Origin of the sequence: Amycolatopsis heterodermiae (assembly GCF_034929455.1) — a bacterium.
Lineage (GTDB): Bacteria > Actinomycetota > Actinomycetes > Mycobacteriales > Pseudonocardiaceae > Amycolatopsis > Amycolatopsis heterodermiae.
The window spans coordinates 614,034-628,320 of record NZ_JAYFSI010000001.1 but is presented as its reverse complement, the minus strand read 5'-3'; the positions used below and the strand labels follow the sequence as shown (position 1 = coordinate 628,320).

Sequence of the window (14,287 nt, the reverse complement as noted above, 5' to 3'; positions counted from 1 at the left end):
GGTTCTCCCCCCGACGCTGAGATCGTGCTGAGAGATCCCGCGGGACCTGCGCAAACCCGCCATGATGAGCATCGTGAAACCTCGGGTTCTGGTGGTCGACGACGAGCTGGGCGTGCGGAAGGCACTGCAACGCGGGCTGCGCGCGGAGGGGATGGACGTGGTCACCGCCGCGGACGGCCCCACCGGGCTCCAGCTGGCGAGCACCGGCTCGTTCGACGTCGTGCTGCTCGACATCATGCTGCCCGGCTTGTCCGGTTACCGCGTGCTCGAGCGGTTGCGCAAGGACGGCGTCACCACGCCGGTGCTGCTCGTCTCGGCCAAGGACGGCGAGGTCGACCAGGCCGACGGCCTCGACCTCGGCGCCGACGGCTACCTCGTCAAGCCGTTCTCCTTCGTGGTGCTGGTGGCGCAGGTCCGCGCGACGCTGCGCCGCGCCGGGCCGGACGCCAGCCGCGGCACGCTGCGGCTCGGCGCGCTGGAGGTCGACCGCGGGCTGCGTCAGGTGCACTGGAACGGCGAGGAGGTCGGCCTGAGCCCCCGCGAGTTCGCGCTGCTCGAGGTGCTCGTGGGACGCGCCGGCACGGTCGTCACCAAGGACGAGCTGCTGCGCGCGGTCTGGGGCGAGGAGCAGGCCGTGACGCGCAACCTCGTCGAGGTGTACGTCGGGTACGTGCGGCGCAAGCTCGACGCCGTCGGCGCCGGCGCGCTGCTGCGGACCGTGCGCGGGCACGGCTACCTGGCCTCGGACGCGCAGCTCGACGAGGTCATCACCCCGTGATCACCTGGTGGCGCGGGCGGTCCCTGCAGGCCCGGATCACCGTGCTGGCCGCGACGATCACCCTGGCCTGCCTGCTCGGGCTGGCCGCGCTGGCCGCGGCGCGGCTTTCGCCGTTGCTCATCGAGTCGGTCGACCGGGAGCTGACGGGCGCGCTCGGCCCGGCGAGCGCCGAGGTGAGCGCGGGACGTCCGCTGCCGGGCTCGGCGCCGGTGACGGTCCGGGTGCTCGACATCTCGGGCGCGGCGGTCGACGGCGGCACGCCGACCGGGCTGGATCCCGCGGAGGTGGGGCTGCTCAAGGCGGGGCAGCCGGTCCAGCAGGACGGCGCCCGCTACCTGGGCTCGGTCGTCAGCACGCCGGACGGGACGCAGCGGCTGGTCGTCGCGGGCGCCGGCCTGGTCGGGTTCTCCGCCGCCGTGCACTACGGCGGGGTGTGGCTGGTGGTCGTCGCGTCGGTCGGGGCGCTGGTCGCGGGCCTGGCGACGTGGCTGGTGGTGCGCCTGGCGCTGCGGCCGGTGGCGCGGATGCGGGGCACGGTGCGGGTGCTGCCGCCGGGCGCGCGGTTGCCGCTGCCGGACTCGCACGACGAGCTGCGCGCGCTCGCGGAGGAGTTCAACGCGCTGCTGGAGCGGCAGGAGCAGGCGAGCGAACGGCTCCGGCGGTTCACCGGCGACGCCGCGCACGAACTGCGCTCGCCCGTCGCGTCGATCCGCGTGCAGGCCGAGGTCGCCGTCACCAACCCCGATCCGGAGCTGTCCCAGGAGACCCTCGGCGACATCCTGACCGAGGCCGAGCGGCTCTCGTCGTTGCTGGACGGCCTGTTGTCGCTGGCCCGCTCGGACGCGGGGGAGGTGCCGCCCGCGGAGCCGGTCGAGCTGGTCAGCGAGGTCCGCGCGGCGGTCGGCCGGCTCCCGGCGGGGGCGCCGGAGACGCGGGTGAGCAACGCCGTCGCGCAGGCCTGGGCGTGGGCGCAGCACGGCGAGGTCGAGCTGGTGCTGGACAACCTGCTGCGCAACGCGTGCCGCTACGCGCGCGGGGAGATCGTGGTCTCGGTGCTGGCGACCCGCTCGTCAGTGCGGGTCGTGGTCGACGACGACGGGCCGGGGATCGCGCCGGAGCACCGGGAGAAGGTGTTCGACCGCTTCTACCGGGTGTCGGACGACCGGGCCCGGATCACCGGGGGAACGGGACTGGGGCTGGCGATGGTGGCGGAGACGGTCCGCCGCCGTGGTGGCCGGGTCCAGGTGGGCGAGTCCCCGGACGGCGGGGCGCGGTTCCAGGTCACCTGGCGTGCGGCGCCGGTCTCGTGAGTGGTTAGGCGGGTTCTAACCGCCCTGAACACTCACGACCGGTGCGCGCGGCCGGTCGGGTGGCGTGCCTCGGGGGACGGCTGGGGTGCTTGGGGTGCCGGTCGGCGTGTCCAACGGGCTGGCTCGCGTAGCTGGAGGTCGGCGCGCGTTCTCGACGGTCGGCTCGCGATCCCCGAGGGTTCGAGTCGTGCGCTTGGCCGGTCGGGCCGGCGTACCTGGAGGGTCGGCTGGCCTGCTTGGGGGACCGACTCGTGTGGCTGGAGGAACCGACTCGCGTGTTTCGGGGACCGACTCGTGTGGCTGGAGGAACCGACTCGCGTGTTTCGGGGGTCGGCTCGTGTGGCTGGAGGGTCGACACGCGTGATTGGAGGGTCGACTCGTGTGGCTGGAGGGTCGACTCGCGTGATTCCGGGGTCGACACGAGTGTTTGGAGAGTCGACACGCGTGATTGGGGGGTCGGCTCGTGTGATTGGAGGGTCGACACGTGATGGGGGAGCCGGCACGCGTGATTGACGGGTCGACACGGCGTGGGGCGCGGGCTTCCGGGTAGATTCCGGGGCTGTGAACGGTGTGATCGTGGGTGCCGCCCTGGTGCGCGACGGGAAGCTGCTGGCCCAGCAGCGGGCCTGGCCGCCGGGGCACGCGGGGCAGTGGGAGCTGCCCGGCGGGCGCGTCGAAGACGGTGAGTCCGACGCCTTCGCCCTGGCTCGCGAGTGCAGCGAGGAGCTGGACGTCGTGATCGAGGTCGGCGCGCGGGTCGGGCAGGAGATCCCGCTGCCCGGGGACAAGGTCCTGCGGATCTACGCGGCCTCGCTGGTCTCGCCCGGTGACGAGCCGCGGGCGGTGGAGCACCTGGCCGTGCAGTGGCTCGGGCCCGACGACCTCGACGACGTCGACTGGCTGCCCGCCGACCGCATCCTCCTGCCGGCCTTCCGGGAGCTGCTCGCCTGAGCGCACAGGAGAGCAGCCCCCGAGCGGCTCTTCAATTCGCGCCGATCATCCGCAACGCCGCCGACAGCCGGTGCGAGCCGCGCTCGGCGGCGCGGGCCGCGCCCGCCTTGCGGATCCGGTCCAGCTCCGCGACGTCGCCGAGCAGCGTCGACGCGCGTTCGCGCAACGGCCGCAGCTCCTCGATGACGGCGTCGGCGACGGCGTCCTTCACCTGGCCGTACGACGAGAACTCCTCGGCCAGGTCCTCCGGCGCGCCGCCCCGGCACGCGGCGAGGATCTCCAGCAGGTTCGCCATGCCCGGCCGGGTGTCCGGCGCGTGCACCGGCACCGAGCCGCCGTCGGTGACCGCGCGGCGGATCTTGCGGCGGATCTGGTCCGGCTCGTCGAACACGAACACCACGCCGGCCGCGTCCCGCGTCGACTTCGACATCTTGCGCGTCGGGTCGGCGAGGTCCTTCACCCGCGCCCCGGCGGGCGGGAGCACGGCCTCGGGGACGGTGAACACGTCGCCGTAGGTGCCGTTGAAGCGCTTGGCCAAGGTCCGGGCCAGCTCGACGTGCTGACGCTGGTCCTCGCCGACCGGCACCTCGTCCGCACCCTGCAGCAGGATGTCCGCGGCCATCAGCACGGGGTAGGTCAGCAGCGACAGCCGCACCCCGGCCTGGCCCTTGGACTTCTCCTTGAACTGGATCATCCTGGCCGCTTCGCCGTAGTTGCAGGTGCACTCCAGGACCCAGGTCAGCGCGCCGAGCTCGCGGACGAGATCGGACTGGACGAACACCCGCTCCGGATCGATGCCGGCGGCGATGAGGACGGCGAGCTGCTCACCCGCCAAGGATCGGAGTTTGGCGGGGTTGTGCGACGTCGTCATGCCGTGCAGGTCGGCGACGAAGTAGAGGTCCTCCGGCCCGCCCTCGGCGGCCCAGCGGCGCACGGCCCCGAGGTGGTTGCCGAGGTGGACGTGACCGGACGGGGTGATCCCGGACAGCTTGCTCATCGTGCGTCCTTTCGACGGGGACCACCCCGGCGAAGGCACGAAAAAGGCCGCCCGTCCGGGGCGGCCGCTGCTGGTTTCAGCGCAGGGTCAGAGGGCCGCCGAGGGCGGCCACCACTGGGACGTCTGCGCATGCATGCGGCGACTATAACCGAGCGGGACTACCGTCGTAACCATGTTCGCCGTAGTGCTGACCTACACCGCCCCGATCGAAGAGGTCGACCTGGCGCTGCCGGACCACGTGGAGTGGCTGGACCGGCAGTACGAGCGCGGCCTGTTCCTCGCGTCCGGGGCGCGGAAGCCGCGCGTGGGCGGTGTGATCATCACGCGCCCGATGTCCCAGGGGAAGCTGGACGCGATCCTGGCGAGCGACCCGTTCGCGGTGCGGAAGCTCGCGAAGTACGAGGTCGTCGAGTTCTCGCCGACGAAGACGGCGCCCGAGCTGCGGGCCCTCAACGAGGCCATCCCGCACTAGGCCGCCAGGTCGAGCTTCGCCTTCTTCAGCGCCAGCACCGGGCACTTCTTGCACCGCGGCTTGGAGCGGCAGCACTTCTTCTTGACCTTGCCGGCTTTCATCAGCTTGCGCACGACCTTGCGCGGGTCGTCCGGCTGCTTCTTGCCCACGCGTGAGCTCCTCGGATCGACGTCGCTGTCCGGCCCTCCAGATTAGGAGAGCCTAACCGATCTTGGGGCGTGGGGCTCCTCACAATGGGGGTGCAGGTATCCTTGGTGAGGTCCGCGTGTGACCAGAGCCGGTCACAGGATGCCTGACGGGCTTGCGCGGCCACCCACACCCTTGAAGTTCAGGAGTACTCGCGTGCCCGCAGTAAGCGCTACCGTCGAAACCGGCCGGCCGACCGGTAAGACCCGGCCCGACCTGCGCAACGTCGCGATCGTCGCCCACGTCGACCACGGCAAGACCACGCTGGTCGACGCCATGCTCCGGCAGTCGGGCGCCTTCGCCGAGCGCGCCGAGCTCGTCGACCGGGTCATGGACTCGGGCGAGCTGGAGCGCGAAAAGGGCATCACGATCCTGGCGAAGAACACCTCGATCCACCGCCAGACGCCCGAGGGCTCGGTGACGATCAACGTCATCGACACCCCCGGCCACGCCGACTTCGGCGGTGAGGTCGAGCGCGGCCTGGCGATGGTCGACGGTGTGGTCCTGCTGGTCGACGCCAGCGAGGGCCCGCTCCCGCAGACCCGCTTCGTGCTCCGCAAGACCCTCGAAGCCAAGCTGCCGGTGATCCTGCTGGTCAACAAGGTCGACCGGCCGGACGCCCGGATCGCCGAGGTCGTCGAGGAGACCCACGACCTGCTGCTGGACCTGGCCGGCGACATCGAGGACGCCGACCTCGACGCGATCCTCGACCTCCCGGTCGTCTACGCCTCCGCGCGCGCCGGCAAGGCGAGCCTGGCGCAGCCGGAGGACGGCGGCCTGCCCGACAGCGAGAACCTCGACCCGCTGTTCGACACCCTGCTCCGCCACGTCCCGCCGCCCGCGGCGGACCTGGACGCGCCGCTGCAGGCCCTGGTCACGAACCTCGACGCGTCGAACTTCCTCGGCCGCATCGCGCTGATCCGCATCCACGCCGGCCGGCTCCGCAAGGGCCAGACCGTGGCCTGGATGCGCGAAGACGGCACCGTGCAGAACGTCCGGATCTCCGAGCTGCTGGTCACCGAGGCGCTCACCCGCGTCCCGGCGACCGAGGCCAGCGCGGGCGAGCTGGTCGCCATCGCCGGCATCCCGGAGATCACCATCGGCGACACCCTCGCCGACTCGGAGAGCCCGGTGGCGCTGCCCCGGATCACCGTCGACGAGCCCGCCATCTCGATGACCATCGGCGTCAACACCTCGCCGCTGGCCGGGCGCAACGGCGGCGACAAGGTCACCGCGCGGCTGGTCAAGGCCCGCCTCGACGTCGAGCTGATCGGCAACGTCTCGATCCGCGTGCTGCCGACCGAGCGCCCCGACACCTGGGAGGTCCAGGGCCGTGGCGAGCTGGCGCTGGCCATCCTGGTCGAGCAGATGCGGCGTGAGGGCTTCGAGCTGACCGTCGGCAAGCCGCAGGTGGTGCTCCGCACGATCGACGGCAAGCTCCACGAGCCGTTCGAGCGCCTGTACATCGACTCGCCGGAGGAGCACCTCGGCGCGATCACGCAGCTCCTCGCGTCCCGCAAGGGCCGCATGGAGGACATGAGCGGCAACGGCACCGGCCGGATCAAGCTGGTCTACGTGCTCCCGTCGCGCGGCCTGATCAGCTTCCGCACCGACTTCCTCACCGAGACCCGCGGCACCGGCATCGCGAACCACGTGTTCGAGGGCTACTTCCCGTGGGCGGGCGAGATCCGCACCCGTCACAGCGGCTCCCTGGTCGCCGACCGGACCGGCCCGGTCACCGCGTACGCGATGATCCAGCTGGCCGACCGCGGCACGTTCTTCGTCGAGCCGGGTGCCGACGTCTACGAGGGCATGGTCGTGGGCGAGAACCCGCGCTTCGAGGACCTCGACATCAACATCACCAAGGAGAAGAAGCTGACGAACATGCGTCAGTCCTCCGCCGACGTGATGGAGACGCTGGCCCGCCCGCGCAAGATGGGCCTGGAAGAGGCCCTGGAGTTCTGCTCGGTCGACGAGTGCGTCGAGGTGGCCCCGGAGGTCGTCCGCGTCCGCAAGGTCACGCTGGACATCAACACCCGGGCCAAGGAGCGCTCGCGCGCCAAGAGCCGCGACAACGCCTGATCCGATTCTCGAAAGGGCCTCCCGGCGACTGCCGGGAGGCCCTTTTTTCGATTGCGCTCGTGACCCTGCGTCCGATATACCGGGGCCCAGCGTCACCGAAATCTTCGAGCTTCTCGTTATATCTTTATAGGCGCCGCGCCTGGTGTTCACCTCCGCCCGGCGCCGTCCCGTGTCCGGGCCGTGTTCGTTCCGCCGTTCCGGAACGGTCCGGGAACCCGGACGGCGGTCCGCGCGTCCTTTTCCATAGCGCCACGAAGGGGCGCCGGACCCGGCCGATCCGGGTATGGGAATCTCGGTTCCGGCGGCGGAGGGGGTCATGGGAGCATGACTGACCCGATCGGCGGAATCCGGAAGGAACAGGGCGTGCGGGTGAATCGCAAGGCAGGGCCGGTACTGGCTCTCGCGGCCGTCCTGCTCGCCGCCTGTTCGAACACCCCGCCGCCCCCGGTCGTGTCGTCGTCGGTGGCGCCGGCCTCGACCACCGGCAAGACGCCGTCGCAGATCGTCGTCGGCGTCGACGACGTGCTCGGCGGGTACAACCCGCACAACCTCGCGGACTCCTCGCAGGTGACCTCGGCGCTCTCGCAGCTGCTGCTGCCCTCGGTGTTCCGCCAGAAGGACGACGGCAGCACCCTGCTCGACAAGAACCTCATGAAGTCCGCGCAGGTGATCTCGCAGCAGCCGTTCGTCGTCGCCTACGAGATCCGGCCGGACGCCTCCTGGTCCGACGGCGCGCCGATCGCCGCGGAGGACTTCGACTACCTGCGCACCCAGATGCGCGACCAGCCCGGCGTGATCGGCCCGGCCGGCTACCGCCAGATCACCGACCTGCAGTCCCGCGAGGGCGGCAAGCGCGTCGAGGTCACCTTCGCCAAGCCCTACCCCGGCTGGCAGACGCTGTTCTCGGACCTGCTGCCCGCCCACCTGCTCAAGGACGCCCCCGACGGCTGGCGCGGCGCGCTGGCCTCGAACTTCCCGGCCATCGCCGGCCCGTTCTCGATCAAGAGCCTCGACACCGCCCGCGGCGAGGTGATCCTCGAGCGCAACGAGCGCTACTGGGAGAAGCCGGCCGCGGTCGACCGGATCGTGCTGCGCCGTTCGGACCAGAACACGCTGCTCGCCGCCCTGCAGAGCGGCAACGACCAGTTCGCCCTGGCCCGGACCACCGGTGACGAGCTCAAGCGGCTGGGCGAGCTCGGCTCGGCCGTCCAGCTGCACACCGTGGCCCGCCCGCTCGTCGCCGACGTGCTGCTGCGCCCGGTCAGCGCCACGCTGCAGGACGCGCAGGTCCGCGCCGGGATCGCCGCCCTGGTCGACCGGACCAAGCTGATCACCGAGGGCGTCAACGGCGGCCCGTCGGCGACGCTGCACGCCGACGCCCAGGTCAAGGCCCCCTCGGTCGCCGGGTACACCGCGACCATCCCGCCCGGCCCGCCGACCGCGCCCGACGTCGCGAAGGCCGAAGAGTCGCTGAAGGCGGCCGGGTACACCAAGACCGCGGGCACCTGGCGCAAGAACGGCCGGGCGCTCTCGCTGGTCATCGCCTCGCCCGCCGCCCAGGAGCCGTACGCGTCGATCGCCAAGGAGCTCACCGGCGAGCTGGTCGCGCAGGGCATCGAGGTCAACGCGATCACGCCGCCGCCGCGGGACCTGTTCAGCGGATTGCTCGCGATGCCGGTCGTCGGCGGGGTGCAGCAGCCCGCTGGCGACTCGGCCGGCAACGTCGGTGTCGACATCGCGGTCGTGCCGCAGGCGGTCGGCGGCGACACGGCGTCGGTGCTCGCGTCGACCTTCGGCTGCCGCACCGAGCAGACGGCGGCGGGCGCGGACACGACCAAACCGGTCGTTCCGGGCAATTCGGCGGGGTTCTGCGACCCGGCGCTGCAGCCCTCGATCGACGCCGCGCTCTCCGGCTCGACCCCCATCGCCGAGGCCCTGACCACCCTTGAGCCTGAACTTTGGCGTCAGAACGTGGTGATTCCGTTGTTCCAGATGGCTGACACACTGGCGATTGGTTCGGGCATCTCGGGCGTCACGCCGGGTCCCCCCATGGTGGGTCCGTTCGGGTCCGCCGTGAACTGGACTCGCGGCCCGAAGTAATCACTCGGCTACGCATTCAGTACTACCGGGTGATCTTTAGCGACGCCTTCGGGTGGGGGGCATTGATTCCATGAGGTAACCGTCGTATTTCTGGATGTCCGCTGGAAGTCACCCTTTGGTCACGATCGACCCTGAACTGGTGACTGTCGGTGCTTTTCCTTTCTAGCGTGCTCCCGCAGTGCGCCAGTTGAGTGTCGCTTGGCGTGTCGTAGGCTCCGGCACCAAACCGGAGCGGTGTGGGTCCTTGTCACAATTCAAGGGCTCAGTGCTAGGAGGGCACACTTCATGAGGAGAACCAAAGCAGTCTCCGCCTTGTCGCTCGTCGCAGCGGGCACGCTGCTGCTGAGCGCCTGCAGCGGCGGCGATTCGGGTTCGGGCAGCACGGACCAGAACGGGTCGTCGACCGACGTCAAGTCGATGGCTGTCGGCAAAGCCGAGACGGGTGACTCGTTCAAGCTCGCCGACGTCAAGGGCTGGGACGGCACCGTCACGGTCGGGATCGACGACGGGTACTCGGGGTACAACAACAACACCCCGGACACCAACAGCTCGTACAACACGTACATCTTGACGGCCGTGCTCGAAGACTCCTTCGTCCTCGACGGCAACAACAAGGTGCTGCTCAACGCCGACATGTTCGACTCGATCGACGTGACCTCCAAGGACCCGCAGGTCGTCACGTACAAGATCAAGCCGAACATCAAGTGGTCCGACAACGCCGCCTTCGACTGCCACGACCTGTACCTGAACTGGCTCTCGCAGAGCGGCCAGGCCAAGGGCTCGGACGGCAAGAACCCGTTCAACGCCGCGTCGACCACCGGCTACGACAAGATCAAGACCGCCACCTGCAAGGACAACCTGACCTTCGAGACGGACTACAGCGAGCCGTACCTCGACTACAAGGGCCTGTTCAGCGGGGTCTCGATCCTGCCGGCGCACATCCTCGAGAAGAACACCGGCATCGCGGACATCACCAAGCTCGCGCCGACCGGTGACCCGGCCCAGCTGTCCAAGGCCGGCGACTTCTGGACGAACAAGTGGAAGGGCTTCGACAAGGCGCTCATGCCGGCCTCCGGCCCGTACATGATCGACGCGTTCGACGCCAACCAGAAGGCCGTCACGCTGGTCAAGAACCCGAACTGGGCGGGCGGCAAGGGCGGCCCGGCCAAGATCATCGTCCGCGCCATGGAAGACACCAAGGCCATGGCGACCGCGCTGCAGAACGGCGAGATCGACGTCGCGGCGTCGACCCAGCCGGACGCCACCGCGGCCCAGACGATGAAGAGCCTCTCGGCGCAGGGCGTCACCTACGGGTCGGCCGCACAGCTGACCTACGAGCACCTCGACCTGCAGTTCAACCGCATGTTCAAGGACGACGCGCTCCGCAAGGCGTTCTTCGAGTCGGTCGACCGCAAGGCCATCACGGACAAGCTGCTCAAGGAAGTCCAGGCCGACGCGTCCCCGCTGAACTCGATCGTGTTCTTCCAGGGTGAAGAGGGCTACACCGACCTGTACGGCAGCAAGGCCGGCCTGGGCGCCGACGCCGCGGCCAAGACGCTGACCGACGCCGGCTGGGCCAAGGGTGCCGACGGCATCTTCGCGAAGAACGGCCAGCGTGCTTCGTTCAAGATCACGCACAACCAGAACGCCCGCCGCAGCCAGACCGTCGAGATCATCATCTCGCAGGCCAAGGCGGCCGGTATCGAGGTCAAGGACGAGACCGACGCCAACTTCCTCAAGGGTGGCCGCGTCTCGACCGGTGACTACGACATCGCGCTGTTCGGCTGGTCGTCGGCTCCGTTCAAGTCGCAGTCGCGCTCGATCTACGTCTGCCCGAACAACGGTGGTGACCAGAACTACCAGAACCTCTGCGACCCGAAGATCGACGAGGCGTTCACCGCTGCCGTGAAGGCGACGGACGAGCAGAGCAAGCTGCAGAACTACCAGGCCGCGGACAAGGCGATCGCCGACAAGTACGCGACCATGCCGCTGTTCCAGACCCCGTCCATGTGGGCCTTCAAGGGCATCGACCGCGTGTACATGCAGTCGTACAACGGTGTCCTGTGGAACGCCGGCGAGTGGGAGCAGAAGAAGTAGGGCTCTGCCCGCCTCTTCTTTCCCCTCGCTCCAGATGACCTGGGAGGTACCGGGGTCCGGCCACGAGCCGGGCCCCGGTACCCACCGGAAGTAGCTGTTGACCGTAGGGTTACCACCACTACGGTAGACAACCGGGTAGCGGTCCAGCGCACTTCTGACGACCAGGCCCGGATGAGGAGCAGTTCGTTGAACCTGGTGATCTACATCCTTCGCCGTCTGGCGATATCGATTCCCGTCCTCCTGGTCGGGACCTTTTTGTCGTTCGTGATGGTCGCCGCCACCGGTGACCCGCTGGGCGAGATCCGCAACAACCCGCTGATGAGCAAGGACGCGATCGACGCGCTCTCCCACAAGCTGGGGCTGGACCAGGGCGTCGTCCCGCGCTACTTCACCTGGCTCGGGCACTTCCTGACCGGCGACTGGGGCACCTCGATCGCGCAGGGCAACGCCCTCGCACCGGTCGCGCCCAAGGTCACGGCCGCGTTCGCCGTCACGCTCAAGCTGGTGGTCGGGGCCGAGATCCTCGCGCTGATCATCGGCATCATCGTCGGTGTGCTGGCCGCGGTGAAGCAGTACTCGATCATCGACTACATCGCGACCACCCTGGCCTTCCTGCTCTTCTCGATGCCGATCTTCTGCGTCGCGATCGTGCTGAAGCGCTACGCGATCGAGATCAACGGCTGGGTGCGGGACCTGGGCCTGTCGGACGTCCTCGGCAATCCATGGCTGCGCACGATCAGCCCGGAGCAGCTGAAGACCGACGGCGTCGGGGACTTCATCACGAGCACGGTCGGCGCGTACCTGCTGCCCACCCTGTCCATCATGGCGATCAGCTTCGCCGCGTACAGCCGGTTCCAGCGGGCCTCGATGCTCGAGGTCATGGGGTCCGACTACGTGCGCACCGCGCGCGCCAAGGGCCTGGCGAACGGCCGGGTCATCTTCCGGCACGCCTTCCGCAACGCCCTGATCCCCGTGACGACGCTGTTCTCGGTGAACTTCGGCTCGGTGCTGGCCGGGGCGATCATCACCGAGACGGTGTTCAACTGGCACGGCATGGGCACGCTGCTGGTGGAAGCCGTCACGAAAAACGACACGCAGGTGCTGATGGGGTGGCTCGTGGTCATCGCCTCCAGCGTGGTCGTCGCCAACCTGATCGCCGACCTGATGTACGGCATCCTGGACCCGAGGATTCGCGTTGGCTGACTTGAACTCAATTCTCGCGAGCGAAGCCGCGACGACCGACGGCACCCTGCCGCCGGAGGCCCTGCCGGAGCCGCGGAGCCAGGGCAAGCTGGTCCTGCGCAAGTTCCTGCACCACAAGCTGGCGATGGCCTCGACCGCGCTGCTGGTGCTGATCATCCTGCTCAGCATCCTGATGCCGCTCTTCTGGCCGCACAGCTACGAGGACAGCTCCTTCCCGTCCTTCGCGAAGCCGAACGGGGACTTCCCGCTGGGCACCACGCAGGTCGGCAAGGACATGGTGTCGCAGATCCTGCGCGGCACCCAGTTCTCGCTGCTGATCGCGCTCACGGTGTCGATCCTGTCGACCCTCGTCGGTGTCGTCCTCGGTGCTCTGGCGGGCTACCTGCGCAGCTTCACCGACTCGGCGATCTCGCGCGTGACGGACCTGTTCCTGATCATCCCGCAGATCGCCGCGGCGGCCATCCTCGCCAAGGTGTTCGGCGGCGGTGCCTGGTACATCGTCGCGCTGGTGCTGGCCGCCTTCGGCTGGATGCAGATCGCCCGGATCACCCGCGCCGAGGCGATGTCGCTGTCCCAGCGCGAGTTCGTCGACGCGGCTCGCGCTTCGGGTGCCGGCACTTTCCGGATCATCTTCAAGCACCTGGTGCCGAACATGGTCGGCAGCATCACGGTCAACGCGACCCTCGCGGTCGCGCAGGCCGTGCTGGCGGAAGCCGCGCTGTCGTTCATCGGCCTCGGTGTGCAGCTGCCGGACACCTCGCTCGGCCGCGTCATCCTGGAGAACTACGCCCAGCTGCAGACGCGACCGGCGCTGTTCTTCGGGCCGTTCATCGTGCTCGTGCTGATCTCGCTGACGATCAACTTCATCGGTGACGGTCTTCGCGACGCCTTCGACCCGCGTCAGCGGAGGATGAAGGCCTGAAAGCACACGACTGCGGGGGGTGACCGGGTTCCGGTCACCCCCCGCGGTCGTTTCAGCGTCCGGCCGACTCGTCCTGGATGCCGCCGAGCTGGGCGCGCAAGACGTGCTCGGCCAGCGGCGTCTGCCGGTACAGGACGCTGCGGCCCGACCGCCGGCTGGTCACCAGGCCGGCGTCACGCAGGACCGCGAGGTGCTCGCTGACCGAAGCCGGGCTCTGCCCGAGCTCGCGGGCGATCCGGGTCGTGGACATCGGGACGTCGGTGCGGCGCAGGATGGCCGCCCGGGTCCGGCCGAGCAGCGTGGCCAGCGGCTCGGCCGTCTTCGGCGTCAGGGCGTCGGCCCCTTCCCACACCCGGGCGATGCCGCGCGCGGCGTAGGTCAGCCCGAAACAGCCCGTCTCCCCGTCCTCGAGGATCAGGTCCGGCCAGGTGAAGACCGACGGCGTGAGGATCATCTCCGACGCCTCGTACACGGCGTCGGCGAAGTGCGGCTTGTCGATGTGCAGGAGGTTGCCCTCGACGCCGACCTCCGGGTGAAGGTCCCGCAGCAGCGCGTAGAACCCGTGGTCGACCAGCGCGGCCATCCGCCGGCTCACGTCGTCCTCGAGTACCGCGCACATCCGGGGCCAGTGCGGCCGGATCACCGCGTCCCAGTAGTCCCAGAGGGCCTCGGCCAGCCGGGCGGTCGCCCGCGCGCCGGACGCGAGGAGGTCGGCCACCTGCCGGGGCGGGGTCCGGCCGGACCAAACCTCGCGCAGGTCGCGCTCCAGCTCGTCGACGGTGACGGCGGTCAGCGCGGAAAGCTGGTCCTCCAGCGACGGCTGGGGGATCCGCCCGCGAGGCACCAGGCACGAGGCGATGTACCGCCCGGGCGGGACCACGGACAGCAGCAGCTCCAGGTCGACGCCGTCCAGCCGGGCCCGGGCCTGCCGCAGCCAGGGCGTGTGCACGTGAGCCGGCCGGGGCAGGCCCAGCAGCCGCAGGCTCGACGTCGCCTCGGCCAGCGGCGAGAAGCAGAACCGCGTCCGCCCGAGCACGTCCGGACTCAGCACGAAAGTGATCACAAGCCCTCGACCCGCCGTTGGATGGGGGAATCGTCCTCCCCGGGCGAAGGGTGGCGCAACCGCGGCCGAGGATTCGGCGGAAGCCGAAACGTTGGCCCTGACGTCGCGGAGCCGGATGCTGTTCGC

The 14,287-nt window shown here is 69.7% G+C and carries 12 protein-coding genes; 9 read left to right on the top strand and 3 right to left on the bottom strand.

Features of this window, described 5'->3' with window-relative positions; all coding sequences use genetic code 11:
- Positions 1-61: 61 nt before the first annotated feature.
- The 3 genes from VA596_RS03035 (at position 62) to VA596_RS03025 (ending at position 3,039) form a co-directional block, all read left to right on the top strand.
- Entirely contained in the window at positions 62-778 is a 717-nt protein-coding gene (locus VA596_RS03035) for a response regulator transcription factor (RefSeq protein ID WP_323323349.1), read from the top strand.
- Positions 775-2,088: a sensor histidine kinase gene (locus tag VA596_RS03030; protein WP_323323347.1), complete on the top strand. Its 1,314-nt coding sequence runs from the start codon at positions 775-777 to the stop codon at positions 2,086-2,088. Before VA596_RS03035 ends, VA596_RS03030 begins: the two co-directional genes overlap by 4 nt.
- 561 nt (positions 2,089-2,649) lie before the next feature.
- Entirely contained in the window at positions 2,650-3,039 is a 390-nt protein-coding gene (locus tag VA596_RS03025) for a (deoxy)nucleoside triphosphate pyrophosphohydrolase (protein ID WP_323323345.1), read from the top strand.
- 31 nt (positions 3,040-3,070) lie between these two features.
- Here the strand turns inward: VA596_RS03025 and trpS are convergent, their stop codons facing one another.
- Entirely contained in the window at positions 3,071-4,036 is a 966-nt protein-coding gene (gene trpS, locus VA596_RS03020; RefSeq protein ID WP_323323342.1) for a tryptophan--tRNA ligase, read from the bottom strand.
- Between the two features lie 172 nt (positions 4,037-4,208).
- On the opposite strand from trpS, the gene VA596_RS03015 reads away from it, so the two are divergent.
- On the top strand, positions 4,209-4,508 hold the full coding sequence (locus VA596_RS03015; RefSeq protein ID WP_323323341.1) for a YciI family protein: 300 nt from the start codon (positions 4,209-4,211) through the stop codon (positions 4,506-4,508).
- On the opposite strand, the gene VA596_RS03010 is transcribed toward VA596_RS03015, so the two are convergent.
- Positions 4,505-4,657, bottom strand: a complete 153-nt coding sequence (locus VA596_RS03010) for a hypothetical protein (protein ID WP_323323339.1) — start codon at positions 4,655-4,657, stop codon at positions 4,505-4,507. The genes VA596_RS03015 and VA596_RS03010 overlap by 4 nt on opposite strands.
- A 193-nt stretch (positions 4,658-4,850) precedes the next feature.
- On the opposite strand from VA596_RS03010, the gene typA reads away from it, so the two are divergent.
- The 5 genes from typA (at position 4,851) to VA596_RS02985 (ending at position 13,098) form a co-directional block, all read left to right on the top strand.
- The gene (gene typA / locus VA596_RS03005) at positions 4,851-6,776 is read left to right on the top strand and encodes a translational GTPase TypA (protein WP_323323337.1); all 1,926 of its coding nucleotides are present in this window, start codon (positions 4,851-4,853) and stop codon (positions 6,774-6,776) included.
- Between the two features lie 363 nt (positions 6,777-7,139).
- Entirely contained in the window at positions 7,140-8,876 is a 1,737-nt protein-coding gene (locus VA596_RS03000) for an ABC transporter family substrate-binding protein (RefSeq protein WP_323325623.1), read from the top strand.
- A 285-nt stretch (positions 8,877-9,161) separates the two neighbouring features.
- Entirely contained in the window at positions 9,162-10,973 is a 1,812-nt protein-coding gene (locus VA596_RS02995) for an ABC transporter family substrate-binding protein (protein ID WP_323323335.1), read from the top strand.
- 186 nt (positions 10,974-11,159) lie between these two features.
- Positions 11,160-12,176 carry an ABC transporter permease gene (locus VA596_RS02990; RefSeq protein ID WP_323323333.1) on the top strand — a complete coding sequence of 339 codons (1,017 nt, stop codon included), beginning with the start codon at positions 11,160-11,162 and terminating at the stop codon, positions 12,174-12,176.
- A complete protein-coding gene (locus tag VA596_RS02985; RefSeq protein WP_323323332.1) occupies positions 12,169-13,098 on the top strand; it encodes an ABC transporter permease in 930 nt (309 codons plus the stop codon). Before VA596_RS02990 ends, VA596_RS02985 begins: the two co-directional genes overlap by 8 nt.
- A 52-nt stretch (positions 13,099-13,150) precedes the next feature.
- Here the strand turns inward: VA596_RS02985 and VA596_RS02980 are convergent, their stop codons facing one another.
- Positions 13,151-14,149 carry an ArsR/SmtB family transcription factor gene (locus VA596_RS02980; RefSeq protein ID WP_323323330.1) on the bottom strand — a complete coding sequence of 333 codons (999 nt, stop codon included), beginning with the start codon at positions 14,147-14,149 and terminating at the stop codon, positions 13,151-13,153.
- Between the last annotated feature and the right edge of the window lie 138 nt (positions 14,150-14,287).